Source organism: Candidatus Rubrimentiphilum sp. (assembly GCA_035710515.1).
Taxonomy (GTDB): domain Bacteria; phylum Vulcanimicrobiota; class Vulcanimicrobiia; order Vulcanimicrobiales; family Vulcanimicrobiaceae; genus Rubrimentiphilum.
The window spans coordinates 309,992-332,881 of record DASTDE010000003.1 but is presented as its reverse complement, the minus strand read 5'-3'; the positions used below and the strand labels follow the sequence as shown (position 1 = coordinate 332,881).

26 protein-coding genes are annotated in these 22,890 nt (G+C 59.1%); 23 read left to right on the top strand and 3 right to left on the bottom strand.

Annotated elements, in window-relative coordinates; all coding sequences use genetic code 11:
* Window positions 1-102: 102 nt before the first annotated feature.
* Genes VFO29_09055 through VFO29_09040 form a run of 4 tightly spaced genes read left to right on the top strand, consistent with a single transcriptional unit; the run spans window position 103 to window position 3,123 of the window.
* Window positions 103-339: a hypothetical protein gene (locus VFO29_09055; protein ID HET9393647.1), complete on the top strand. Its 237-nt coding sequence runs from the start codon at window positions 103-105 to the stop codon at window positions 337-339.
* Between the two features lie 24 nt (window positions 340-363).
* Window positions 364-1,635: a Glu/Leu/Phe/Val dehydrogenase gene (locus VFO29_09050; GenBank protein HET9393646.1), complete on the top strand. Its 1,272-nt coding sequence runs from the start codon at window positions 364-366 to the stop codon at window positions 1,633-1,635.
* Between the two features lies 1 nt (window position 1,636).
* Complete coding sequence (locus tag VFO29_09045; GenBank protein HET9393645.1) at window positions 1,637-2,296, top strand: hypothetical protein; 660 nt, start codon at window positions 1,637-1,639, stop codon at window positions 2,294-2,296.
* Complete coding sequence (locus VFO29_09040) at window positions 2,233-3,123, top strand: dihydrodipicolinate synthase family protein (GenBank protein HET9393644.1); 891 nt, start codon at window positions 2,233-2,235, stop codon at window positions 3,121-3,123. Before VFO29_09045 ends, VFO29_09040 begins: the two co-directional genes overlap by 64 nt.
* Here the strand turns inward: VFO29_09040 and VFO29_09035 are convergent.
* Together VFO29_09035 and VFO29_09030 are read right to left on the bottom strand one after the other, a co-directional pair.
* Entirely contained in the window at window positions 3,120-3,350 is a 231-nt protein-coding gene (locus tag VFO29_09035; GenBank protein ID HET9393643.1) for a NifU family protein, read from the bottom strand. The genes VFO29_09040 and VFO29_09035 overlap by 4 nt on opposite strands.
* Window positions 3,340-4,248, bottom strand: a complete 909-nt coding sequence (locus VFO29_09030; GenBank protein ID HET9393642.1) for a hypothetical protein — start codon at window positions 4,246-4,248, stop codon at window positions 3,340-3,342. The genes VFO29_09035 and VFO29_09030 overlap by 11 nt, the downstream gene beginning before the upstream one ends.
* Before the next feature lie 122 nt (window positions 4,249-4,370).
* Between VFO29_09030 and VFO29_09025 the strand changes: the two genes are divergently transcribed.
* From VFO29_09025 to VFO29_08940, 18 genes are all read left to right on the top strand, one after another.
* The gene (locus VFO29_09025; GenBank protein HET9393641.1) at window positions 4,371-5,096 is read left to right on the top strand and encodes a response regulator transcription factor; all 726 of its coding nucleotides are present in this window, start codon (window positions 4,371-4,373) and stop codon (window positions 5,094-5,096) included.
* Window positions 5,097-5,168: 72 nt separating this feature from the next.
* The gene (locus tag VFO29_09020) at window positions 5,169-6,224 is read left to right on the top strand and encodes an ATP-binding protein (protein ID HET9393640.1); all 1,056 of its coding nucleotides are present in this window, start codon (window positions 5,169-5,171) and stop codon (window positions 6,222-6,224) included.
* Window positions 6,225-6,283: 59 nt separating this feature from the next.
* Entirely contained in the window at window positions 6,284-7,168 is an 885-nt protein-coding gene (pstC, locus tag VFO29_09015; GenBank protein HET9393639.1) for a phosphate ABC transporter permease subunit PstC, read from the top strand.
* Between the two features lie 74 nt (window positions 7,169-7,242).
* Window positions 7,243-8,076 carry a phosphate ABC transporter permease PstA gene (gene pstA / locus VFO29_09010; protein ID HET9393638.1) on the top strand — a complete coding sequence of 278 codons (834 nt, stop codon included), beginning with the start codon at window positions 7,243-7,245 and terminating at the stop codon, window positions 8,074-8,076.
* A 5-nt stretch (window positions 8,077-8,081) separates the two neighbouring features.
* The gene (pstB, locus tag VFO29_09005) at window positions 8,082-8,876 is read left to right on the top strand and encodes a phosphate ABC transporter ATP-binding protein PstB (GenBank protein HET9393637.1); all 795 of its coding nucleotides are present in this window, start codon (window positions 8,082-8,084) and stop codon (window positions 8,874-8,876) included.
* 171 nt (window positions 8,877-9,047) lie between these two features.
* Window positions 9,048-10,577, top strand: coding sequence for a hypothetical protein (locus VFO29_09000; GenBank protein HET9393636.1), 1,530 nt, complete (start codon window positions 9,048-9,050; stop codon window positions 10,575-10,577).
* Window positions 10,577-11,404: a phosphate ABC transporter substrate-binding protein gene (locus tag VFO29_08995; protein HET9393635.1), complete on the top strand. Its 828-nt coding sequence runs from the start codon at window positions 10,577-10,579 to the stop codon at window positions 11,402-11,404. The genes VFO29_09000 and VFO29_08995 overlap by 1 nt, the downstream gene beginning before the upstream one ends.
* A 51-nt stretch (window positions 11,405-11,455) precedes the next feature.
* Entirely contained in the window at window positions 11,456-12,511 is a 1,056-nt protein-coding gene (tdh, locus tag VFO29_08990) for an L-threonine 3-dehydrogenase (protein ID HET9393634.1), read from the top strand.
* Window positions 12,508-13,689: a glycine C-acetyltransferase gene (locus VFO29_08985; GenBank protein ID HET9393633.1), complete on the top strand. Its 1,182-nt coding sequence runs from the start codon at window positions 12,508-12,510 to the stop codon at window positions 13,687-13,689. Before tdh ends, VFO29_08985 begins: the two co-directional genes overlap by 4 nt.
* Window positions 13,686-14,717, top strand: coding sequence for a hypothetical protein (locus VFO29_08980; protein ID HET9393632.1), 1,032 nt, complete (start codon window positions 13,686-13,688; stop codon window positions 14,715-14,717). The genes VFO29_08985 and VFO29_08980 overlap by 4 nt, the downstream gene beginning before the upstream one ends.
* 2 nt (window positions 14,718-14,719) lie before the next feature.
* Window positions 14,720-15,805 carry a multicopper oxidase domain-containing protein gene (locus VFO29_08975; protein HET9393631.1) on the top strand — a complete coding sequence of 362 codons (1,086 nt, stop codon included), beginning with the start codon at window positions 14,720-14,722 and terminating at the stop codon, window positions 15,803-15,805.
* 14 nt (window positions 15,806-15,819) lie between these two features.
* Window positions 15,820-16,026, top strand: a complete 207-nt coding sequence (locus tag VFO29_08970; protein HET9393630.1) for a hypothetical protein — start codon at window positions 15,820-15,822, stop codon at window positions 16,024-16,026.
* A 208-nt stretch (window positions 16,027-16,234) separates the two neighbouring features.
* Window positions 16,235-16,573 carry a hemerythrin domain-containing protein gene (locus VFO29_08965; GenBank protein ID HET9393629.1) on the top strand — a complete coding sequence of 113 codons (339 nt, stop codon included), beginning with the start codon at window positions 16,235-16,237 and terminating at the stop codon, window positions 16,571-16,573.
* Between the two features lie 70 nt (window positions 16,574-16,643).
* Window positions 16,644-17,252: a histidine phosphatase family protein gene (locus VFO29_08960; protein ID HET9393628.1), complete on the top strand. Its 609-nt coding sequence runs from the start codon at window positions 16,644-16,646 to the stop codon at window positions 17,250-17,252.
* Complete coding sequence (locus VFO29_08955; GenBank protein HET9393627.1) at window positions 17,249-17,572, top strand: cupredoxin domain-containing protein; 324 nt, start codon at window positions 17,249-17,251, stop codon at window positions 17,570-17,572. The genes VFO29_08960 and VFO29_08955 overlap by 4 nt, the downstream gene beginning before the upstream one ends.
* Window positions 17,569-17,889: a cupredoxin family copper-binding protein gene (locus VFO29_08950; GenBank protein ID HET9393626.1), complete on the top strand. Its 321-nt coding sequence runs from the start codon at window positions 17,569-17,571 to the stop codon at window positions 17,887-17,889. The genes VFO29_08955 and VFO29_08950 overlap by 4 nt, the downstream gene beginning before the upstream one ends.
* Window positions 17,890-17,895: 6 nt before the next feature.
* On the top strand, window positions 17,896-18,783 hold the full coding sequence (locus VFO29_08945) for a metallophosphoesterase (GenBank protein ID HET9393625.1): 888 nt from the start codon (window positions 17,896-17,898) through the stop codon (window positions 18,781-18,783).
* Between the two features lie 5 nt (window positions 18,784-18,788).
* Window positions 18,789-19,112 (top strand): putative quinol monooxygenase, encoded by a 324-nt coding sequence (locus VFO29_08940; GenBank protein HET9393624.1) that lies wholly within the window; start codon window positions 18,789-18,791, stop codon window positions 19,110-19,112.
* A 53-nt stretch (window positions 19,113-19,165) separates the two neighbouring features.
* Here VFO29_08940 and VFO29_08935 read toward each other — a convergent pair whose 3' ends face one another.
* Window positions 19,166-20,542, bottom strand: coding sequence for a winged helix-turn-helix domain-containing protein (locus VFO29_08935; protein ID HET9393623.1), 1,377 nt, complete (start codon window positions 20,540-20,542; stop codon window positions 19,166-19,168).
* A gap of 97 nt (window positions 20,543-20,639) precedes the next feature.
* On the opposite strand from VFO29_08935, the gene VFO29_08930 reads away from it, so the two are divergent.
* Window positions 20,640-22,886 (top strand): CocE/NonD family hydrolase, encoded by a 2,247-nt coding sequence (locus tag VFO29_08930; protein ID HET9393622.1) that lies wholly within the window; start codon window positions 20,640-20,642, stop codon window positions 22,884-22,886.
* The last annotated feature ends 4 nt before the right edge of the window (window positions 22,887-22,890 follow it).

Below are 22,890 nucleotides of genomic sequence, written 5' to 3'. Positions count from 1 at the left end.
CTGGGCGTTTGAGCGCATTTCGCGGATCGAGCCCCCACCCACGGCCCCACAAAGGTGCCTCCCAGGAGAAGCAAAGACGAGTGAGCGAAACCTCACTTCCGCATGATACCGACTCAGATTATCGACGAGTTTTTCGCGTGGGCTCCGCTCACGGTTCTCGTGGTGATTCTGGTGGTCGTTTACATGTTGACGCGCGGTGAGAAACAGTTCTCCCCTCCAATTGGAAAGACGTATTCTTGCGCGCAGTGCGGACGCCGGGGCGTGCGCGAACACATGGTGCCCGTGAGCGTCGAAGGCGCGGTCGTGTGGTATTGCGGACGCTGCGCGCACACCCACTAAGGAATTTGGAGGACTCGTAAAGGTATGGCCCTGGATCTTTCTGCCGTTTCGTCATCCGAAAATGTTTGGCAGATGGCGCAGCATCAGCTCGACGACGTCGCCCGTTTAATCGGCTTGAATGAGTCGATGCACGGGTTCTTGCGCGAACCCAAGCGCGTCTTGGAAGTTTCCGTGCCCGCGCGTATGGACGCCGGTACGTTCCGCATGTTCAAAGGTTTTCGCGTTCAGCACAACATGTCGCGCGGACCGACCAAGGGCGGCATCCGGTTTCACCCGGACGTGACGCTCGACGAAGTCAAAGCGCTGGCCATGTGGATGACGTGGAAGTGCGCGCTTGTGAACATCCCGTTCGGCGGCGCCAAAGGCGGCGTGATCTGCGACCCCAGAACCATGTCGATGCAAGAGCTCGAGAATCTGACGCGCCGGTTTACGAGCGAGATTTCAATTATCATCGGGCCGGAAAAAGACATTCCGGCGCCCGACGTTTACACCACGCCGCAGATCATGGCCTGGATCATGGACACGTATTCGATGCAGAAGGGCTACTCGGTCCCGGGCGTGGTCACCGGTAAGCCGGTGGCGATTGGCGGTTCGCTGGGACGCGACAAAGCGACGGCGCGCGGCTGTCTCTATGTAACGGATGAAGCGATGGCGACGCTGGGCTTGAAGATCGAGGGCGCGCGCGTTGCTATTCAAGGTTTTGGAAACGCCGGCATGTACGCGGCGGAGCTGATGTCGCAACGCGGATACTCCGTTGTTGCAGTCACCGACTCGAAGGGCGGCGTCGCCAATCCCAAAGGTTTGGATGTCGCCGGCGTGATGGCGCACAAGGCCGAGACCGGCTCGGTGGTCGGTTTCACCGGTGGCGACCGTATCAACAATAAAGACGTGCTCGAATACGACTGCGATGTTCTGGTGCCCGCTGCGCTCGAGAAAGTGATCACCAAGGACAACGCGCCCAAGATTCGCGCCAAAATTGTGGCCGAAGCGGCCAACGGACCGACGATGCCGGACGCCGATAAGATTCTGCACGAACGCGGAATCATGGTGCTGCCCGACATTCTGGCAAACGCAGGCGGCGTGAGCGTTTCGTATTTTGAGTGGGTCCAAGATCTGCAAGAGAATTTCTGGGAGGAAGACGAGATCAACGACCGGCTCAAGCGCAAGATGACGCGCGCATTTAAAGAAACCCACGAGCATGCGCAGCGTCTCGACGTTGACATGCGCCGCGGAGCGTACGCGGTCGCAGTCAGCCGGGTGGCCGAAGCCACCAAGCTCCGCGGACTCTATCCGTAGCATGAAGACGATCGAAGAGGTCGCGCGGAGGCCTTCACCGGCGCCGCGCCCGAACGCGCTGGCGTTCGACGGAGAATTACTGTGGATGGGTTCGCTCGAAACGCAGCGGCTCTACGCGATCGATCCGCGGACGTGGGGCGTGCGCGAAGAAGCGCAGGCGCCAGGCAAGCCCTACGGTGCCGTTTCGGTCGGCGATGAGCTGCGCGTGGTTTGTTCCGAGACCGAAGAGGATCACCGCATCATCCGCAAGTTCGTTCCGGGTCATGGTTTTAAGAACGACGGAGCCATTCCGTGTCCGGATGACACCGGCTCGTACTTGGCATACGACGGCGATCTTCTGTACCTCAGCCAATTCTATGAACGAAAGATCATGTCGTTTGACGATGCCGGCCACTTTGGAAACGCCATCGCTGCGCCGCACGACATTTGCGGGCAAGTGGTCGTCGAGGGTCTGTTTTATTTGGTGACGACCGATGACGAAGAGACCGACGACTACTTCTTGACGCGCATCGATGCGCGCGACGGCAAGGTAAAATCGGAAGACGTCGCCCGCGTTCCTTTTAAAGCGCGGTCGCTGGCCTACGATGGCAGCCGTTTCTGGACCAGCCATCGCGAGCGGCACGAGATCGTGGCGTTTACGGTCGAAGGCGTTCCTCGATAGCCGCTCTCGCGCCGCGAGGCATTTACTCCGCGACGCTTACGCCGTTCGACGGCGAATATCGCCCCGACGCTTCGCTGGCGATTCCGTATTATCGTTCGCTGTTGGAGCGCGGCTGTGACGGCCTAAACATTCTCGGCACGACCGGCGAGGCGATGTCCGTCACGCCCGCCGATCGGATGCGCTTCATGGAATCCGTCGCCGGCGCGTTGCCGGCCGAAAAGTTCATGGCCGGTACGGGCGCCGCGGCGCTGCACGACGCGATCGCGCTCACGCGTGCTGCCTTTGCGTCCGGCTTTGGCGCAGCGCTCGTCATCCCGCCGTTTTACTATCGCGACATCTCCGATACCGGGATTCTCCAGTTCTTCGACGCCGTTTTCAGTGGTGCAAGCCCGCCGCAGGGCGGGATTCTGCTCTACAACTTTCCGCGGATGTGCGGCATCACGTTTCATGCCGGTTTGGTGGAGTTGCTGCTCAAAGAGTTTCCGGGCCTGATCGGCGGCATGAAGGACAGCTCCAACGATCTCGCGCTGGAGCGCGAGCTGCACGCGCGCTATCCCGAGTTCGCGATACTTCCCGGCTCTGAAGAATTATTGCCGGCGGTTATCGAGGAAGGCCTCGCGGGCTGCATTTCGGGTAGCGTTTGCTTGTGGCCCGAGCTCGCAGCCGAGGCGTGGGCGAATCGCGATCTCGCAAGGGCGAATGAAGTGCGAAGGATCCGGCTCGACCTGCCCGTTCCGTTTATAGCTGCAGTTCGCGCGCGAGTGGCGGCCGAGCAGAAGAACGAAGCGTGGCTTCGTTCTATTCCGCCGCTCATGCCGGCCGGTTAGACCTGAACGACTTCTTTGATTTCGGGGACGTCGGCGCAGACGACTTGTTCGATCGCACCCTTGAGCGTGATGTTGGCTGCGGAACAGCCTCCGCACGCGCCTAGCATTTGCACGAACGCGGTTTCATTCTCGACTTTGATCAGCCACACTTCGCCCCCGTCCATTTGAATGCCGGGGCGCACTTTGTCGAGCGCCGCGTTGACGCGTTCCGCTATGTTATTGTCCATAGCCTTTCATCAATTCGTGCATGCGTCCGGCAACCAAGAGCGCATCGTCCCAGTCGCGCTGCCACATGTTGCGGCCGAAGATCAAACCGACGCAGCCGGCTTCCATCGCCATCTGCGCTTTGTGCACCGTGTCTTCGTCGCTGATCTTGCTGCCGCCGGAGACCAGCACGAGCGACCGTCCGGCCGACTTCACAACTTTACGCAATCCATCTAACTCCGACAGCTGCAGCGTGTCGTAAGGTTTCGGCATCTGGCTTGCGGTCGCGGCGTCCCATTTTGGCACGTTCAGTTTGATGACGTCCGCGCCCATCTCGCATGCGACCCGCGCCGCGTAGTCAACAGCGTACAGCGAGTCGATTCCACCTTTGGATTTGACTGCCGCGCCGCGCGGATACGCCCAAATGACCAGCGGCATGCCATAGCGTTCGCAGTCGCGGCGCACGTCGCCGCACTGGGCGATGTCAACGTCCTGCGAAGGGCTGCCGACGTACAGTGTGTAGCCGACGGCGTCGGCGCCTAACCGGACGGCGTCTTCCACCGAAGCCGTTTGCGAACTGAACGCTTCGTCGTCCGGAGGGACGTTCGTCTTGCCGTTGATCTTGAGGATCAGCGGAACCTTGCCCGCGTATGGTTTGTGATACTTCTCAGCCAGGCCGATGTGCAGTGCCATTCCGGAGAAATTCCCCGCGACCGCCAGCCGGTAGATCCAGTCCGTGTCGATCGATTCCGGATTGCTGAAGAAATCGATCGGGCCGTGTTCGAGTCCCTGATCGATCGGCAGCAGCATCAGCGTTCCGTTGGCGGGACCGTGTTCGTACATAAAGCGGTGTAACCGCACGCGCTTCCCCGTCGATAAGTTCAGTTCGTCAAATGTCGGTCTGCGGACCGGTGCCAACATGCTTGCTCCCTTCGCCGCCGCTGGAGGACCTCGGCGCCCTGTGCCTGCCCAGCCTGTGCCTAAAGGAAGATTGGATTGAGAACTGCCAAATCATTCCACTAGACATCTTTATGACCACCTCCTTGGCCAGCAAAAGGGGCAGCTTCAACAAGCACCCCGACTTCAACAAAAAAATCCTCGTCGTGGACGACGAGGCGGCGATCTTGCAAACGCTGCGCTACAACTTGGAGCGCAGCGGATACGAGGTCGTGACCGCCAGCGACGGCCGGACTGCCGTGGCAATGGCGCAAAGCGAGGAGCCGGATCTCATCATCCTCGACATCATGCTGCCCGTGCTGGACGGCATGGAAGCCTGCAAAGAGATTCGCAAGGCGAGCTCGGTGCCGATAATCATGCTGACTGCCAAGGATCAGGAGATCGACAAGGTGCTGGCGTTGGAACTCGGGGCGGATGATTACGTCACGAAACCGTTTGCGCTGCACGAGTTTCTGGCACGCGTCAAAGCGCGCTTACGCCGTCCGTCGCCGTCGACGACGCCTGGCCGCGAACAAGCCATCGTGCTCGGCGGAATCGTGCTCGACCCGTCGCGGCAGCACGTTACGGTGCGCGGCAAAGAAGTCGCGCTTGCGCCAAAGGAATTCGCTCTGCTGCGCGTGCTGATGGAGAATCACGGCCGCGTCGTCACGCGCCAGGTGCTGCTCGACAAAGTTTGGGGCTACGATTTCGAAGGCGAGCAGCAGACGGTCAGCGTGCACGTGCGCTGGCTGCGCGAAAAGATCGAAGAGGACGCGCAAGTCCCCCGGCACATCGTCACCGTTCGCAGCCGCGGCTACATTTTTAAGGAATAGCATATTCGCTGGTTCAGACGATCGCAAGCGTCGCCCGAACCGCCTGAGGGGCAGAGCCGCGCCGAAGCGCGCTTGGACGATCGCTTCGACGCGCTGGTGCGCGCGCTTCCGCTCGGCGTCATCATGCTGCGCCGCAACAAACGCCTGCGCTTCGCCAATCGCGCGGCCGCCGCGATCTTCGGTTTCGATCGCGCGCGTGCCAAAGGCTTGCATCTCATCGAAGCTGTTCCGTCGATAGAACTCGAGCGCCGCGTCGATGCCGCGCTCGCGGGAGAAGCGCTGGTAGCTGCTCCGCTCATCGTTACGGGAAAGCGAACCGATCGGAGCTATGCGGTGACGGTTTATCCGCTCAGAATTTCGCGCCGCGGCGACGATGAGGAAGGCGGCGAAATATCCGGCGCGCTGATTCTAGCCGAAGATCAAACCGAGCAGCTGGCGCTGGAACGCACGCGTCAAGAGTTTCTTTCCAACGTCTCGCATGAATTGCGCACCCCGCTGTCGTCGGTGAAGCTCATGCTCGAAACGCTGGTGCAGGGCGGCGACGACGATGCGCGGGCAGTGTTTCTTCCGCAAGCGTTGCGCGAAGTGGACCGCCTCGCGGGGCTCGTGCAGCGGTTTCTCGAGCAGGCCCGGGCCGAGTCCGGGCAGCCGATGCTCCGCATCGAGGAAATTGATCTCGAGGCGGTTGTGCGGGCGGTCCTGCAGCCGCTCCAGCGGCAGGCTGTGGCCAAACGCATTTCGCTGGACTTGCGTGCGCATCGCCCGGTAATTGTGGAAGCTGACGGACAGCAACTCTCGCAAGTTCTCGTGAACTTGATAGACAACGCGCTGCGCTTTACGCCTGCAGGCGGATCGGTCACGGTGGATTTGGACGTGGAAGACGGGTATGCCAAGATCGTCGTCTCCGATACCGGCATCGGCATTCCATACAAAGACATCCCGTATGTATTCGAGCGGTTTTTCGTGGCGGATCGTTCGCGGGCACGCGGCGTAACGGGCGCCGGGCTGGGACTTTCGATCGTCAAACAAATCGTTGAATCGCACGAAGGAACTATTACCGTGGAATCGGTACTCGATGCGGGCACGCAGTTCACCGTCCGAATTCCCATGATTGCGCGCGTTTCTTAATCTTTCTTAAGGTTGCCTTAAGATGGCCTTATTGTTGATTTAAGTACGATGAGGTGGCTTTGATCCGAAGTCGAACCGGCTTCGCGCACGTCCAAGAGCGTATCGCATCGGGTGCGCTTTTTTCAGCGAGTGCTTTTGTGATCGCGGCGATGGCGGCGCTCATTGTCTACCTCGCGTACATGGGGCTGCAGCTCTTTTTCGTCGACCACGTTTCGCCCCTCACGTTTTTGTTTTCGCCGAACTTCACTCCGGACGATCGGCATCCGGGTGCCCTGGTGTTCATCGTCGGATCGCTCACCATCACGCTCTTTGCGATTTGCGTCGGCGGCCCGTTCGGCGTGGCGGTCGGAATCTTTCTCTCCCTCCTGGCTCCCAAACGTTTGGCCAGCGCGATGAAGCCCGCGATCGAGATTCTGGTCGGCATTCCGTCGGTAGTATACGGCTGGCTGGGCTTAACGCTGCTCGTGCCGCTTGTTCGTGAGCATGCGGGCAGCCAAACCGGCTTTGGACTGCTCACGGCCGGCATCGTGCTGTCTATCATGATCCTGCCGACGGTGATTTCACTATCCGAAGACGCATTGCGTTCGGTGCCGGTAGCGATACAGGAAGGCTCGATGGCACTCGGCGCAACGCGCTGGCAGACCATTTGGAACGTCCTGCTCCCGGCGGCGCGCAGCGGCCTGACGGTGGCCGTCATCTTGGGCATCGCGCGCGCGATCGGTGAAGCGCTTGCAGTGCAAATGGTGATTGGAAATAGCGCGGTATTGCCGAAGGGATTGCTTGCGCCGACCGCCGCGCTGACGACTGAAATCGTGACGGACATGGGCAGCGCGCAGGATGGCACCATCCTCTATCACTCGCTCTTTTCGATGGCGCTGTTGCTATTGCTGATCGCGATGGCCCTGATCGTGGCCGTGCGCTTGGCATTGCGGAGAAGCGTTTAGTTATGGCGACCGCTGCCGCATCGTTCCGCGCGAAAGCTGACGCCATCGGAAAGCGGCGTGCAGCGGACGCGTTCATGACGGGCGTCCTGTGGGCGGCCGCCCTGTCCATCATCGTGCTGCTGGCGTTTTTCGTCGGCTACATACTCTATCTGGGCGCGCCGGTCATCTCGTGGCATTTTCTCACCTCGCCGCCCAGCGAGGTCTCTGCCGGCGGCGGCGTCGGGCCGGAGATATTCAACTCGTTCTACATTCTTATACTCACCCTGATCTTCACGACGCCAATAGCAATGGCGGGCGGCATCTACTTGCAAGAGTATGCGCGCCCCGGCCTGTTTACGTCGCTGGTACAATTCTGCGCCGAGTCGCTCGCGACGGTGCCTTCCATTGTAATGGGCCTTTTTGGCCTCTTGCTCTTCGTAACGATGCTGCATTGGAAGTTCACTGCGATTGGCGGCGCACTCACGCTGACGCTGCTGAATCTGCCCGCGCTCATGCGCGTGACGCAAGAGGCGTTACATTCTGTGCCGGACGCCTTTCGCGAAGGGTCGATGGCCTTGGGGGCGACCAAGTGGCAAACCATCACCAAAGTCGTGTTGCCGAGCGCGATCGCGCCGCTCACGACGGGGGTGGTCTTGATCGCCGGCCGCATCTTCGGTGAGACCGCGGCGCTGATCTTCACGGCGGGCGTAAGTGTCTCCGCGGGAAGGTCGGCATATGATTTCGGCCTATTCCATCAAGCGGAGACGCTTTCGGTCCACCTTTGGTACACGCACTCCGAAAGCTTGATCCCCGACGCCGCGCGGGTTGGAAACGGATCGGCGCTGGTCTTGCTGGTAATGGTGCTGGTCTTCAACGTATCGGCCCGCTTGTTGGGGCTTGGTCTAAGCAGACGGTTCATGGGAAGATGATAACGATGATGTCGATGCCTGCCGGCCCGGAGACGCTGCCCGAGACCGCGCCGAAGCTTCGAGTTGACGACTTGAACGTCTATTATGGACCGGTTCAAGCGATCAAGCACGCCTCGCTCAACGTCCGCGAGAATCGCGTCACGGCTCTGATTGGACCCTCAGGCTGCGGCAAATCGACCTTCGTGCGCGCGCTCAACCGGATGCACGATCTTACCCCGGGCGTGCGCGTCGAAGGCGCAGTCATTCTCGATGGCGAGAACATCTACGCCAAAGACGTCGATCCCGTGGCGATCCGTCACCGCATCGGCATGGTCTTTCAGCGCGCCAATCCGTTCCCGAAGTCGATCTTCGAAAACGTCGTCTACGGATTGCGCATTCACGGCGTGCGCGGACGCAAGCTCTTGATGGACCTCGCCGAGCGCAGCCTACGCCATGCCGCGCTGTGGGACGAGGTGAAAGATCGCCTCAACCGATCGGCACTCGACCTCTCGGGCGGCCAGCAGCAGCGTCTGTGCATCGCGCGCGTGCTGGCGGTCGAGCCGGAGGTCATCGTCATGGATGAACCCGCTTCGGCGCTCGACCCGATCGCGACGAGCAAAATCGAAGACCTGATCGGCGAACTGAAGAAAGAGTACACGGTCGTCATCGTCACACACTCGATGCAGCAGGCTGCGCGTATCTCGGATTACACCGCGTTCTTCCTGATGGGTGAGCTGATCGAGACGGGCAAGACACGCGACATTTTCTTCAAGCCCACCGACAAAAGAACAGAAGACTACATCACCGGCCGCTACGGCTAATTCGGGCTCTTTTCCGCGCCATCGTCGTTGCGCCGAGCCTTGTGTACGTTCCACATGGGTACACCGCGGCTCGTCGCGCCTAAATGGCGCGAAAAATAGCCCCGAATTCATACAATGAGACCTTAAGGATATGATAAAGGCCCCTTAATAGGATCTCGTTACGATGGGGGCATGCGATATCTGCGATACGTGGCGCTTGCATGCTTCAGCTTCGCATTGGCGGGTGCGGCCGTTTCCGGCGCGACCGCCGACCCGCAGCCTAAGAATCGGCCGACGCCCAAGCCGCCGGCATTCGCGTTCGGCGGGTTCGTGCGATCGTATGATTTTACGCGTCAAAACGCCAGCGGGTTTGCGAACACGTTCAAAGCCATGAATCAAGGCTCGGTCAACACGGCCGTTAGCTTGCGCGCCAATTACCGCTTTAACAACAGCCCGTTCTCGATCGGCGCAACCTATCTCTACGCGAATCCCGGGGCATGCGTCTCCTCGGTTTCGCACCTTTCGCTTCCGTGCGGCAAGCATTCGTTCATCACGCAAGGCAGCGAACCGCTGAATCCCGACGACACGCTGCCCGGATTCGAGATGAGCACGCTCTACGAAGCCTATCTACAGTACAAGGATCCGAGCGCGACAATTCGATTGGGCAACCAAGTCGTTACTACGCCGTGGGCGAATCCATCGGACTCGCGGCTGAAGCCGGTGGCGTTCCAAGGTCTCGACGCCACGGTCCGGATCAATGCGCGCTGGAACGCGGAAGTGATGTACATGGCCCGATTCGAAAGCCGCGCGAGCTCTGATTTCGACAACGCGACGCTGTTGACGAGCCACCCCGTTGATGCGCCCGGAGCGGCAGCCAATATTTTCACGCCGGGCGGGACGTCGATCACAACGCCGGGGTTTGGGTACGCCCGCCTTGGATTCGCGGCCGGTAATCTCAGCGCCAACCTGCACTATTACGGCTTCTTGGACATTGCAAACGCGCTGTGGCTGGACGCAAAGTACGCCTGGTCGAATCCGCACAAACCGTTCGTCGCCGTCCAATTCGGCTCGGAAAGCAACGCCGGTCGTGCTGTGGCCGGCAAGATTAACAGCCAGGTGTTCGGCATTCAAGCCGGCTTCACGCCACTAAGGAATCTCGACCTGGCGGTATCCTATAACATCGAGCCGCAACGCAGCGATACGCTGTCGCTGCCGGGCGGCGTCAGCTGCGGTTCGAACAACCAAATCAAGACCGCCGCCGGCGTGACGTTCCCGTACTTCTTGCCGGCCGGCGGTACGACAAATTGTTTCGGCAATCCGGATGGCACAACCACCGTCTATTATGGCGGCTGGGCGAGCCCGTACACGGATTCGTACGCCACGGATCCGTTATTCACGACGAGCATCAGCCAAGGCATGGCTGACCGCCGCAGCCCCGGACAAGCACTGAAGTTCGCAGTCACGTTCCAGCCCGGCGACAAGCAATTCCGTTTCATCGCAAGCCGTGCATATTACACGTACGGCGCTTCGTTAGCGGGTGTCTCGCCCACGCAAGAGACGGATCTCGACGGCACCTGGTTTTTCCGTAGGCCGGCCGCCGGCCCGTATCGTGGTTTTTCACTGCGCCACCGCTACGCGGAACGGACGCAAAGCAACACACAGCTGTTCGGCGGTACGCCGATCTTCAAGTACAACCGTACCCAATTGGAATACGACTTCTAATGAAGGAGGCGCACCTCATGTTCAAACGGCTGATGACGGCGATCGCTATGATTGTCGTGGTTCTTCCAACCGGCGTGCTTGCCGACACGCAGATCACAGCGGTCGGGTCGACCGCGCTCCTGCCGCTCGTGAAAGAATCGGCAACCCAATACCAACAGCAGCACGGCGACGTACGCATCAACGTGTCCGGAGGGGGGTCGTATCAAGGCATCGCGCAAGCTTCGTCGGGCGTCGCCGAGCTCGGTGACTCCGACATAATCGCTCCCGGCAACTCGGGCCTGACCGACCACAAAGTCGCCGTCGTCGGATTCGCCATCATCACTAACCCGTCGACACGCGTGACGAACCTGACGGCCGCTCAAGTGCGCGGCATATTCGCGGGGCGCATCACCAATTGGAAGGATGTGGGCGGCGCCGATCAGGGAATCGTCGTGATCAACCGTCCGCGGGCCTCGGGAACGCGGGCTGTTTTCAGCGCGACGATCATGGGCGTTTCAAAGATCAATGAAGCGGGGTTGACGGTCGACAGTTCGGGTACCGTCGTTACCACCGTCAATTCGACTCCCGGTTCCGTTTCGTATGTTGCGCTCGGGTATACGCGCAATCAGCCGGTCACCGTGCTCAAGATCAACGGCATTGCACCGAACGAGGGTACGATCGTTACGGGCAAGTATCCGATCTGGTCGTACGAACATATCTTCACTAAAGGCAAACCCTCCGCTGAAGTGGAGAACTTTATCCGGTTCATCGCGTCCAATCAATCCGTTCTGGAGAAGCTCGGGTATATTCCGATCACGCACATGAAGGTCAAAGAGACCAACCGCTGACGCGGCGCGGCGAATGAGCGCATAAGGCCGGTCTAGAATAGACCGGCCTTCATGCTTCCTAAGACGATGCGCGCGCTCTGTAAAACCGCGCCGAAACCCGGGTTTGAGGCATGCGAGGTTCCCGTTCCAAAGGTAGGCCCGGCCGACGTGCTGATCCGCGTCGAAAAGGCGGGCGTCTGCGGCAGCGATCTCCACATCTATTCCTGGGACACGTGGGCGCAAAGCCGCATCAAGCCGCCGCTCGTCGTGGGCCACGAATTCATGGGGCACGTCGCGGCCGTGGGCGAGGCGGTGCGCATGGTTTCCGTGGGCGACCGCGTGTCGGCCGAGGGACACATCGGCGACGGCACCTGCTTTTTATGCCGCACCGGCCAAGCGCATCTCTGCGAAAATCTGAAGATTATCGGCGTCGATCGCGATGGCGCGTTCGCCGAATATATTTCGATGCCCGAAGGCAACGTGTGGAGGCTGGATCCGGCGATCCCCGACAACGTTGCCGCAGTTTTCGATCCGCTCGGCAATGCGGTACACACAGTGATGGCTGCCGGCGTGAGCGTGAAGTCGGTACTCATCACCGGCGTCGGCTCGATCGGCTTGATGGCGGTCCTGGTCGCGCGCGCGGCGGGCGCGTCGGCAATCTACGCGGTGGACGTCAATCCGGCGAAACTCGCGTTGGCCAAGAATTTAGGCGCCGACGAAACGTTTCTCGCAAACGATCCCCAAATCGTCGAGAAGGTACTGACGCGAACGCGCGGCGAGGGCGCCGACGTGCTGCTGGAGATGTCAGGCAGTCCGCAAGCGATCGATATGGGGTTACAAGCGGTGCGCAATGGCGGCACCGCGGCTTTGCTCGGGATTCCCTCGGACAACATCAGCATCAATCTGGCCGACCGCGTAATCTTCAAAGGCCTGCAAATCCTTGGCATCAACGGTCGCCGCATGTTCGAGACGTGGTACCAAACGGAAGAGCTCGTTCGCAGTGGACGTGTTGATTTGCAAACCATCATTACACACGTCTTACCGTTCGACGAGTTCGACCGGGCGTTCGAATTAATGCGCAGCGGCGAGGCGGCCAAGATCGTTCTCGATATAAAGGGGAGCTCGTGAATACCGTCTTTGAGCAGCGCCTGCAAGGCGACATCGAAAAACTGAAAGCGGCGGGCACATACAAAACGCTGCGTCACATCACTACGCCGATGGCGCCCGAAGTGCACATGGAAGAAGCCGGCGACGTTATCGTCCTTTCCAGCAATAACTATCTCGGGCTGTCTGATGAACCGTCAGTCGTCGAAGCCGGAAAAACTGGGCTCGACAAGTACGGCGCCGGCACGGCGTCGGTGCGCTTCATCTGCGGAACATTCGACATTCACCGGCAACTCGAGGACCGCATCGCGCAGTTCCTGCGCACAGAATCTTCACTTACCTACGTGTCGTGCTGGAATGCTAACACGGGCCTGTTTCCAACCATATGCGAAGACGGCTCCGCGATTATCTCTGACGAGTTGAATCATGCGTCGATCATCGACGGCTGCCGCCTTGCGAGCAAGGCAAAGCGCGAACGCTATAAGCATAGCGATATGCGCGACCTGGAAGAGAAACTCAAGGCGCTGCAGGGGTCTGCGCCGATTCTCATCGTTACCGACGGCGTCTTCTCGATGGAAGGCAGCGTCGCAAAGCTGCCGCAGATCGTCGAGCTCGCGAAGAAGTACAATGCGGTCACAGTAGTGGACGACTCGCACGGGACGGGCGTGATGGGCAAGACCGGACGCGGAACGATCGAACACTTCGGACTCGACGGCCAAGTTGACATCATTACCGGAACGCTCGGAAAAGCATTGGGAGGCGCGGCGGGCGGTTTCGTGGCGGGCAGTCACGCGCTCATCGATACACTCATCCAACGTTCGCGGCCGCAGCTGTTTTCGAACGCGTTACCGGCCACCGTTGCGTGCAGTTCTTTGGCGGCAATCGATTTTGTGGATGCGCATCCCGAGCTCGTGCAGCACCTGCGCGACAACGTCGCCTATTTTCGCGAGCGCTTGGTGAAGCTTGGCTTCAAACCGCTCGAGGGAGAGAGCGCTATCGTCCCAATCATCATTGGGGAGACGGCTGCCGCAATCGCGATGAGCGATCGACTCCTGAAGAAGGGCGTCTTCGTAACGGGTTTCGGCTTTCCGGTCGTACCCGAAGGCACCGCCCGCATCCGCGTGCAAATCAGCGCCAAGCTCACCAAGGACGAGATGGATCGCGCCTTGGCGGCTTTTGCTGAGGTTGGGGGTTTCGCATGAGGAGCTTTTTCGCACTCGCGATTTGCGCATTGGTCTTAAGTATCGCGCAGCCGTCGTTTGCGCAGACCGCAACTGCGCCGTCACCCGCGCCGTTCACGGCGCCCGCAAATTGGGTGCAGATGCCGCGCGGATTTACGCTGACGGAATTCAAGAATCTGTGGCAAGGGGCGAAGTCCGGGAAGACGCGCGCCGGGATCTTCGGCCAGGCGGTTCTGCCTGTGCCGGCGGGCTTTGTCGGAGCCGGCATCGCGCAGTTGAAATCGATCCTGTCGAAGCCGAGCACGCCGCCGAAGTCAAAGTCAAAATCCAAATCAAAGGCAAAAGCGAAAGCTAGCGTGAGCAATCAGTTCAGCGCGTCGACCGTGCCGGCGACGTTGTGCGGCGGAAAAGCCAGCATTTCGACCATCCGCTTCGGCCAGGGTACGAGTGCGGCAATTCTCGAGATCGTCGTGCTTTCGAAGAACGGGCTCACCTATGCCAGCGCGTACGCGCGGCCGAATGGCGGCGCGGCAAACAGCACGATCGAAACGACGATGCGCACGTCTTGTCCGCTACCGAACGGTGATTTGGCCGATGCCGTGCCGCCGGCCGGGTTTGCACCCGTGGCGAAAGGATTGGAAGCTGAACTTGCGGGCATCTGGCTTGGAAATTCTCCGTGGCAGATTATTATTCTCTTGCAAGGCCACGGCATTCCGTCGCCCAACTCGATCGCGGACATGGTGAAGCCCACCACCGTCATGAAGAACGGTCAGATGCAATCTCGGGTGTCCGTAAAGCGCGTGAAATTTTGCGGCGACGCTGCCGTTCCGGGAATATTGGTCAACGCCCAAGGAAGCGTGCCGCCGGGCTTCGGCATAAGTTCCGATCTGGCAGCGGTGCAGGGCACGAACGCAACGTACCTGCTTTGGTACTTTCACCCATCCGATTACAACGATCAGAGTGCGCAACAGTCGCTGCTGACGCTTTGTGGCGGCGTGCCTCCGCCCGAGTCAACCGCAACACCCTCGCCGTCTCCGGGAAAGAGTTAAGAGTGAAAAAGGTTCTCAGCTTGCTGATCGTCGCGATCGGCACGTTCGGCATGTGTGCAGCTCCGGCACTCGCCCGGACTCGCACCTACTACATCGCCGCGCGGGAAGTGCAATGGAACTACGCGCCGGGCGGGACTAATCAGATCACCGGCGCTCCGGCTAGAAAACCATTTCCCATGGACTACATCGGTTGGACCTACACGAAGGCGCTGTATGTGCAGTACGCCGATCGCGCGTTTACTAAACCCGTGCCTAAACCGCCCTATTTCGGCATGCTGGGCCCGGTGATTCGCGCTGAGGTTGGAGATACGATCGTCGTCTACTTTAAGAACGCGACGCGTTTTCCGGAGAGCATTCACGCGCACGGCGTTTTTTACGACAAAGCATCGGAAGGCGCGCCATATAGGGACGGCATGAGCTTAGCTAGGAAAGGCGGCGACTCGGTCGCGCCCGGTGCTACGTTCCGTTATGTTTGGCACGTGCCGGTTCGAGCCGGTCCGGATCGTATGGACGGCAGCTCGGTTTTGTGGATGTATCACGCCCACGTCGATGAAGTCGCGGGCATTAGTGCGGGGTTGATCGGGCCGATGGTCATTACGCGCAAGGGGATGGCCCGCCCGGACGGCTCGCCCAAGGATGTCGATCGTGAACTGTTCTCCATGTTTTCGCTCGACGATGAGAATCAGAGCTTGTACATGCCGGAGAATTTAAAACGGTCGAAAGCCGCCGAGCAGATTCCGCCTCCCGATCGGTTCAATCCATTCGGCGCGTTTTATCCTACGAATGAGATCCCAAACATCAACGGCTTCGTTTTCGGCACGGGGCCGATGCCGACGGCGCGCGTCGGTCAGCACGTGCGCTGGTATCTGATGGCCGACGCCAGCGATGCGTTCGACATCCATGTGATCCACTGGCATGGCAATGACGTTTCGAACAACGGCATGCGCACCGACGCCGTACAAGTCTTGCCGGCAGGCATGACGATTGCGGACATGGTTCCGGACAACCCCGGCATTTGGCTCTACCATTGTCACGTGAATTTCCATTTGCAAGGCGGAATGGTAGCGCGCTATAAAGTGGTGCGCTAGCGTATAAGGCGGCTATGTCGAAGGAGTTACGCAGAGCGCAGACCGCGCGAGCGCCGCAAACTCCGCAGCAGCGGCAGCACGTTGTGCTGCAAATCATTCAGCCGGGCTTAGCGGGGCTGATGGACAAGTTTTTTGCGTCGAATTTCTGGATATCGGCAATCGAGGTCATCGTCGGCGGCTCGCTCGTGTTCGCAGCCGGAGTCATTATCGGCAGGTCGTAGGCGAGCGAGCGCCCGGAATCCGGTTTCGTTCGGTCCATATTGGTGAAAAACCCGTGAGCGAGAGGGAGGACCGGAATGAATGCAATTGAGTTACTGAAAGCGGACCACCGCGGTGTGGAAGCCCTGCTGCAACAGGTCCAAGATCTTAGCGAGACGGCGCACGACCAGCGGCGCGACCTGTTCCAAAAGATCCGATAAGGAGCTGAGGGTGCACTCGAAGATCGAAGAGACGATCTTCTATCCGGCGCTCAAGCAAAAAGCAAAATCGGAAAAGGACGACGACGCGACGGAAGAAGTCCTCGAAGCATTTGAGGAACATGCGAACGTAAAAAGCATGATAGAAAAACTGGAAGCCACCGGCGCCGCCGACGAGACCTACAATGCGAAGCTGGAAGTCTTGAGCGAACTGATAAAACATCACGTGCACGAAGAAGAGCACGAGATGTTTAAGGAAGCTTCGGAACTCATGGATGAATCGGAGCTGGAAGAGCTGGGCGGCCGGCTAGCGCAGATGAAGGAAGAACTTCTGAACGCCGCTCCCGCATAGACGACCCCGCGAAGGGCCTTAAGGCTTTCCTGAGGGCAATCCAACCGTCCGGATTGCGCATACCAGTCCTATGAAACAATTTCTCTCGGGCGCGCTGGTATTCGCATTGGCAGCCGCCTTGGGTACGGCATCCCCCGCAGCAACTCTGCAGGGAAAATCCCTCCTAAGCGCCCTGCGCCACGGCGGATACGTTATCGTTTTTCGCCATGCCGCCACTGATCAAACGAAACCGGATCATGCGGTCGTCGATCTCAAGGATTGCAGGACGCAGCGCATCCTGACCGATGACGGGCGCATCATGGCTCGAAACATCGGAAACGCCTTCGATCAAGACTACATTCAAGTCGACAAGGTGCTGTCGAGTCCGCTTTGCCGGACGACGTACACGGCTGAGCTTGCGTTCGGTCACGTGGATTCGGTGGTTCCCGGTTTGCGAGAGCCGAAACCGAAGAACGCGGCAAATGCGGCAAAGGCGGCAGCTGTACTGCGGCCTTTACTCGCGGAAATTCCCGCGCCTGGAATGAATGATGTTATCGTAACGCACGGTTTCAATATCCAGGCCATCACGCATTTCAAACCCGCCGAGGGAGAGGCCGTCATCTTCAAACCGGCTCCCGGCGGTACGTTTGTCATAGTTGCGCGAGTTAAAGCGTCAGAGTGGCAGGGCTTGAACAAATGATCGCTGCTTTTCGCGCGCTAGCACCCGCGATCACCCTCATGCTTTTCGTCGGCGGATCGGTCTACGCGAAGGGCGGGCCGGCAGTATCCATCAAGGACGAAGCGTTTCATCCGGCAAGCATTCAGGTGCGAACCGGAGACGCGGTCAAGTTTACGAACAATGACGGCGAAGAGCATACTGTCACCGCCGATAACAATTCGTTCGACTCAAATATACTTACGGCGGGTAACGGCTTTCAACACAAATTCACCAAGGCTGGGCGTTACAGTTATCATTGTAAAATCCATCCATTCATGCATGGAGTTATCATCGTAAAATGAACAAGCTACTCGTCTTTTTGTCGCTTATGCTGCTAACGGCCGGCTCTGCGGCTGCGGCCACACGAACGGTTGACATCCGCAATTTCAAATTCAACCCCACACCGCTCCGTATCCACGTGGGTGACAGCGTAACCTTCGTCAACCACGACAATGAAGCACATACAGCGACGGCCTACGATAAGTCGTTTGATTCACAGGGTCTGGACAGTAACGACAAGTGGACGCACGTTTTCCGCAAGCCGGGCACGTACAGATACTTTTGCCAGCTGCATCCCTACATGAAAGCGATCATCATCGTCCTTCCTTCGAAAATGTGAGGAAACATGAAACGTAAGAGCTTCGTCGAGCACATCGGGTGGACGGGAGCCGGAATCGTTTGGACGCTGAGCGCGGGCGGTCTGCTGACTGAAAGCGCGTGCTCGGCGGAACAGCCCGGCGGTGGATTCAATTTCGTGCAGATTAGCGATAGCCACATAGGCTTCCACCGCCCCGAGAACCCGGATGTCGCGGGAACGTTAAAGAAGACCGTGGATAGAATCAACGGCCTGAAAACCCAGCCCGCATTTGTCGTTCATACCGGCGACGTCACGCAGCTCTCCAAGCCTTCCCAGTTCGGTACGGCGAAAGATATTTTGAGCGGCCTCAAGGCTCCCGTGATTACGCTACCCGGCGAACACGACGTCATCGGGGGTCCGAAAGAATTCTTCTCCGCTTTCGCCAGACAAGACGCCCCGGATGGCTGGTTCTCGTTCGACCAGGGCGGTGCGCATTTCGTGGCCATCGTCAACGTCTTTGACTTCGAAGTCATGGGCAAGATGGGACAGAAACAGCTCGACTGGATGAAAAAGGATCTCTCAACGGTGAGCAGCAGCACGCCGGTGGTCGTGTTCGGACATGTACCGATGTATGCGTTGTATCCGAAGTGGGGCTGGACGACGGAAGATGGCGCTCAGGCGCTTGCATTGTTGAGGCGTTTCGATCACGTCACCGTTCTCAATGGACACATTCACCAAATCGTCCGGCACAGCGAAGGGAATATTCAATTCGCGACAGCAGCCGCGACGGCATATCCCCAGCCGGCTCCCGGTAAAGGGCCGGGGCCGGGTCCACTCATGGTGCCGCCGGGCCATCTTCTGAGCGTGATTGGGTACCGCACCGTGGAGTTATCGAATACGAAGGCAGCCGCCGTCGAAGATTATTCGCTAGCGTAAAATCCATGCTGGTGCCGGGAAAGCGTACGGCGAATGCCGGCGCCATGCTCGTCAACTCCGTTCACTACACCTTTGCCTCCGAAGACGCAGGCAAAGCCGCATCGATCTTTAGAGAACTTCGCGATGCATCGCGCATGGAAGAGGGTGTCATTTCGTTCGAGGTGGGCCGCGGTCAAGACGACCCCAATGTGTTCGCATTGTGGGAAGAGTACCGCGATAAGGCGGCTCTTGATGCCCACCTTGCGTCCGACCATTTCAAGCGTCTTGTCATCAACGGCGTCCGGCTGCTCGCCAAACGGCGAGACTTCGCAATGGTCGCGCCACTCTGAAGCCTAACTCGCGGTCGCCTTCAGGAACGTTAGACCAGAAAGTCCGCGTTCCGTCAATTAAACAGTTGCTGAAAGCGGTGGTCGCTTCCCAAGGTTGCGAGGCGCGGATCAAAGCGTTCCAGCGCGGCAGCGAGAGGGGTATCCGGCCGGGCGATCTCCAGGGCGTGCATTGCGGCGTTGCGCTGTCCGATGGAAAGATAAAAGGCGGCAGCTTCGGCCGGTTCGATTCTTCGCAAGGCCAGAAGCCGTTCCACGCGTTGTCGTTGCCAATGCTCAACGTGGCCGTGCTTCATCAAAGCCAAAACGAGCGCCTCATCAGCATAGACGTAGTCTCGTAAACCTGGAATTGCGCGGCGCAGGGCTCGTAGTGCCGATGACGCCCCTTTCAGATCGCCCTCTTGCGCTTGCGCTGTGGCGAGCGCGAGGCGAGCCGGCACGTCGGCAGATTCGATTTCGAGCGCTTCCCGAAGGACGCGAATCGCTTCACCAGGGCGGTGGTCATAGATGTACGCTCGGCCGAGCCAGCGCAATGTCACCTCCGCCGTCGGGTCCGACCTATGCGCGGACTCTAATTGCTGCACGGCGGCTGGGATCGCCCCACGCGAAAACAGCAGCAAAGCATACAAATGATGAGCCGGGGCGTAATCGGGATTTGCGCGCAGCGCTTCTTGGAACGCCATTTCGGCACGCTCCGGATCGTGATGGAAGCGGTACGCCAAAAAAGCTGACGCCGTTTGCGCCTCGGGTCCAGTCGCGTCGCGGGCGAGCGCTTCTTTGGAAAAGCGTCCTGCCAGACTTACATCGATTTCACGGCGCCGTGTACCCTTCGGATCATATTCCGCTTCCAAACCGTACGCCACGGCCAATCCGGCGAAGCCTAACGCGCTTGCCGGTGCAAGTGCGGTGGTTTGCTTGAAGTACGCGATACTATTGTGAAGGTTTGCGCGAGTGCGCAGGTTTAGATGGTACTGGCCGAGTGAGTACGCCGCAGCGCTGCGCCCGACCAGGGGCACGGAATTCGTCCTTACTGGCGATGTCGCCAGTAGAACCGTCGCGAGAATGCAGGCGGCCGCATAGAACGAGCGCAACAACGGGAGCCTTGAGGCGCCGTGGCGGGTGCTCGGACCGAGAATGCGGAGTGGGTGCACAAACTTGTATCCGCGGCGGGGCGCCGTCTCGACATACGTCCTGCCATCGCCGCCCTCGTCCAGAGCGCGCCGAAGCATGTAGACGGCCTGGGTGAGGTTGCTTTCTTCGACGATGGACTGCGGCCAGAGCGCCTCGTACAGCTCGGCGCGACCGATGCACTCTCCAGGCCGCGTGATGAAAATTTCGAGCAGGTCGAACACCTTGGCTTGCATCCGAACGGGGTGCCCGCGCTTGAGCAAGACGCGGCCTGACGGATCGAAGACGAAATCGCCAAAACTCATCGTGGTTAGCGGCATAGCGGCCGCCCGAAAGAGAAAAAATCTATCAAATTGATGTGCTCTTGAGGTCTTACTTTCGACCATATCGTAGGATTTGCGAATGACTAGGTTCTTTGCGATTCTCGCGTTTGGCCTGCTCGGAGCGGCATCCCCCGCGCCCGTGCGCGACTACGTTCTCCCAACGGGCGGCGCCTCATCGATGGCATCTTCAATGACCGTCCTGGCCCGCGGGGCCCTTGCCCACGGCGGCTCAGCCAGGGTCAGAGATCCCGATGACTTGTTTCGCCTTCAAATCACCGCCGGCGATTACGATGGCGCTGAGAAGACGCTCCAGCAGCTTCGCCGGGCGAGCGATCACTCACTTTGGGGGAGCACGAACTACTCGCAGTTCGAGATATTCGTGGCTGCTAAGAAACTCGAAAGGGCGGGCCGTCCGTTCAATGAGGCATTCAAACGCGAATTCCGTAAGGTATTGGGAAAATTAGACGATCGCCATGCTGCGGTCGTGATCCGTCGCTTCGAGCTCAGCGCGCCGGCATTCCAATCGTCCCTTTCGGACGCCCTGCGACGGGCGCGCGGCGAGAGCCCGCTGCATCTGGAAGATGTGGTGCCGTTGATTCGCGCTTATCAACTCGCGCAAATGTATGAGAGCTTCGATACGCTAACCCGCGCACTGATCTTGGAGGACGACGAGCGGCGTTACATCATTAACCGGAATTTCCTCATCCAGACGCCCGACGGCGCACACATCTGCGCAACGATCGCGCGCCCGCGTCATTCACTCATTCGCCTACCCGCGTTGCTGCAATTTACGATCTACGCGGACAAAGCGACGGCCTTTACCGACGTACGCCGGTCGGCATCAAACGATTACGTCGGCGCCGTCGCGTTTACGCGAGGAAAGGGCTGCAGCCCGGATGCCCACATCGTGCCTTACGAGCACGATGGAGCGGACGCTGCCGCGATAATCAATTGGATCGCCGCGCAACCATGGAGCGATGGCCGCGTCGGCATGTTCGGCGGAAGCTACAACTCGTTCACGCAGTGGGCCACAGCTAAGCGTTTGCCGCTTCATCTCAAGGCGCTCATGACCGCTGTAAGTAACGCGCCGGGAATCGACACGCCTATGGAAGCCAATGTGTTCGAAAGTTGGGACTACTATTGGCCACTTTACGTCACCGACGGAAAATGGCTCGACGCGACTTCTGCCGGTGATCCGGCGCGCTGGACAAATCTACAAAAGAGATGGTACCTCAGCGGCAAGTCGTATCGGGCGATGGCCACCATCGACGGGACGCCGAATCCGATCTGGGACCGGTGGCTCGATCATCCGTCCTACGACCATTATTGGCAGGGACTCATTCCGTACAAGGCGGGCTTCGGGCACATTCACATCCCGGTTCTGATGGTTGATGGCTATCTCAACGGGCAGAACGTCGGTGGATACTATTACTTCTCGGAGTACCAAAAGTACAGTCCGCACGCCGAAAAATATCTCGTGCTGGGTCCGTATGATCACATTCGCGCCCAACGCGGGACGATGTCATCGGTGGGACGGGATGTCACGAACATAGCCGGATACGATATCGACGCTGCCGCTCGCATTGATGTCGAGACATTGCGCTATGAATGGTTCGACTACGTCCTTAAAAGGGCTAAGAAGCCAGCCATCCTTCGCGACAAAGTCGACTACGAAGTTATGGGCGCCAACATGTGGAAGCACGCGCCGAGCATCGCGGCAATGGGTGGCAGCGCGTTGTCACTGTGGCTTAACGCAACCCCGGACGGTAGGTTTCACCGCTTGGGCAACAAGGCGATGCCGCGTTCCTTCGTTCTGCAAACCGTGGATTTTAAAGATCGTTCCGATGTCAATCGAACACCTCCGGCGAACGGTTTGGATATGTACCTTGCGTCTGGGTACTTGAGCGGTCCTTTCAAGCGCGGATTTTCATTTACCGGAGTATTCTCGGGCATGCTAGACTTTTCGGCTAACAAGAGAGATTTCGACTTTAACATAGCTTTCTTCGAACTGAATGCCCGGGGCGATTACACGTTTGTCACCAATTACCAGGCGCGGGCCAGTTATGTAATGGATCGCAGCCAGCGCCACTTACTTGTTCCCGGCAAGCGCACCAGGCTAGCTTTTACGAGCAGCCGCATTACCAGTTGGAAATTCCACCCGGGAAGTCGCATGGTCGTCCTCGTCAGCATACCCAAGGACCCGGGGGTACAGATAAACTACGGTACCGGAAAAAACGTCAGTGATGAGTCCATCGCTGACGCCAAAATTCCGCTGCAGATCAAATGGTACGGCGACAGCATCCTGCGGATCCCGGGCGGGAATTAGATGC

Coding starts and splice junctions, on each gene's coding strand:
- VFO29_09050 (HET9393646.1), top strand. CDS start 364: ATGGCCCTGGATCTTTCTGCCGTTTCGTCATCCGAAAATGTTTGGCAG.
- VFO29_08945 (HET9393625.1), top strand. CDS start 17,896: ATGAAACGTAAGAGCTTCGTCGAGCACATCGGGTGGACGGGAGCCGGA.
- VFO29_08995 (HET9393635.1), top strand. CDS start 10,577: ATGAAGGAGGCGCACCTCATGTTCAAACGGCTGATGACGGCGATCGCT.
- VFO29_09030 (HET9393642.1), bottom strand. CDS start 4,248: ATGTTGGCACCGGTCCGCAGACCGACATTTGACGAACTGAACTTATCG.
- VFO29_09055 (HET9393647.1), top strand. CDS start 103: ATGATACCGACTCAGATTATCGACGAGTTTTTCGCGTGGGCTCCGCTC.
- VFO29_09045 (HET9393645.1), top strand. CDS start 1,637: ATGAAGACGATCGAAGAGGTCGCGCGGAGGCCTTCACCGGCGCCGCGC.
- VFO29_08955 (HET9393627.1), top strand. CDS start 17,249: ATGATCGCTGCTTTTCGCGCGCTAGCACCCGCGATCACCCTCATGCTT.
- VFO29_08940 (HET9393624.1), top strand. CDS start 18,789: ATGCTGGTGCCGGGAAAGCGTACGGCGAATGCCGGCGCCATGCTCGTC.
- pstA (HET9393638.1), top strand. CDS start 7,243: ATGACGGGCGTCCTGTGGGCGGCCGCCCTGTCCATCATCGTGCTGCTG.
- VFO29_08930 (HET9393622.1), top strand. CDS start 20,640: ATGACTAGGTTCTTTGCGATTCTCGCGTTTGGCCTGCTCGGAGCGGCA.
- tdh (HET9393634.1), top strand. CDS start 11,456: ATGCTTCCTAAGACGATGCGCGCGCTCTGTAAAACCGCGCCGAAACCC.
- VFO29_09035 (HET9393643.1), bottom strand. CDS start 3,350: ATGGACAATAACATAGCGGAACGCGTCAACGCGGCGCTCGACAAAGTG.
- VFO29_08935 (HET9393623.1), bottom strand. CDS start 20,542: ATGAGTTTTGGCGATTTCGTCTTCGATCCGTCAGGCCGCGTCTTGCTC.
- VFO29_08980 (HET9393632.1), top strand. CDS start 13,686: ATGAGGAGCTTTTTCGCACTCGCGATTTGCGCATTGGTCTTAAGTATC.
- VFO29_08960 (HET9393628.1), top strand. CDS start 16,644: ATGAAACAATTTCTCTCGGGCGCGCTGGTATTCGCATTGGCAGCCGCC.
- VFO29_09000 (HET9393636.1), top strand. CDS start 9,048: ATGCGATATCTGCGATACGTGGCGCTTGCATGCTTCAGCTTCGCATTG.
- pstB (HET9393637.1), top strand. CDS start 8,082: ATGATGTCGATGCCTGCCGGCCCGGAGACGCTGCCCGAGACCGCGCCG.
- VFO29_08970 (HET9393630.1), top strand. CDS start 15,820: ATGTCGAAGGAGTTACGCAGAGCGCAGACCGCGCGAGCGCCGCAAACT.
- VFO29_08950 (HET9393626.1), top strand. CDS start 17,569: ATGAACAAGCTACTCGTCTTTTTGTCGCTTATGCTGCTAACGGCCGGC.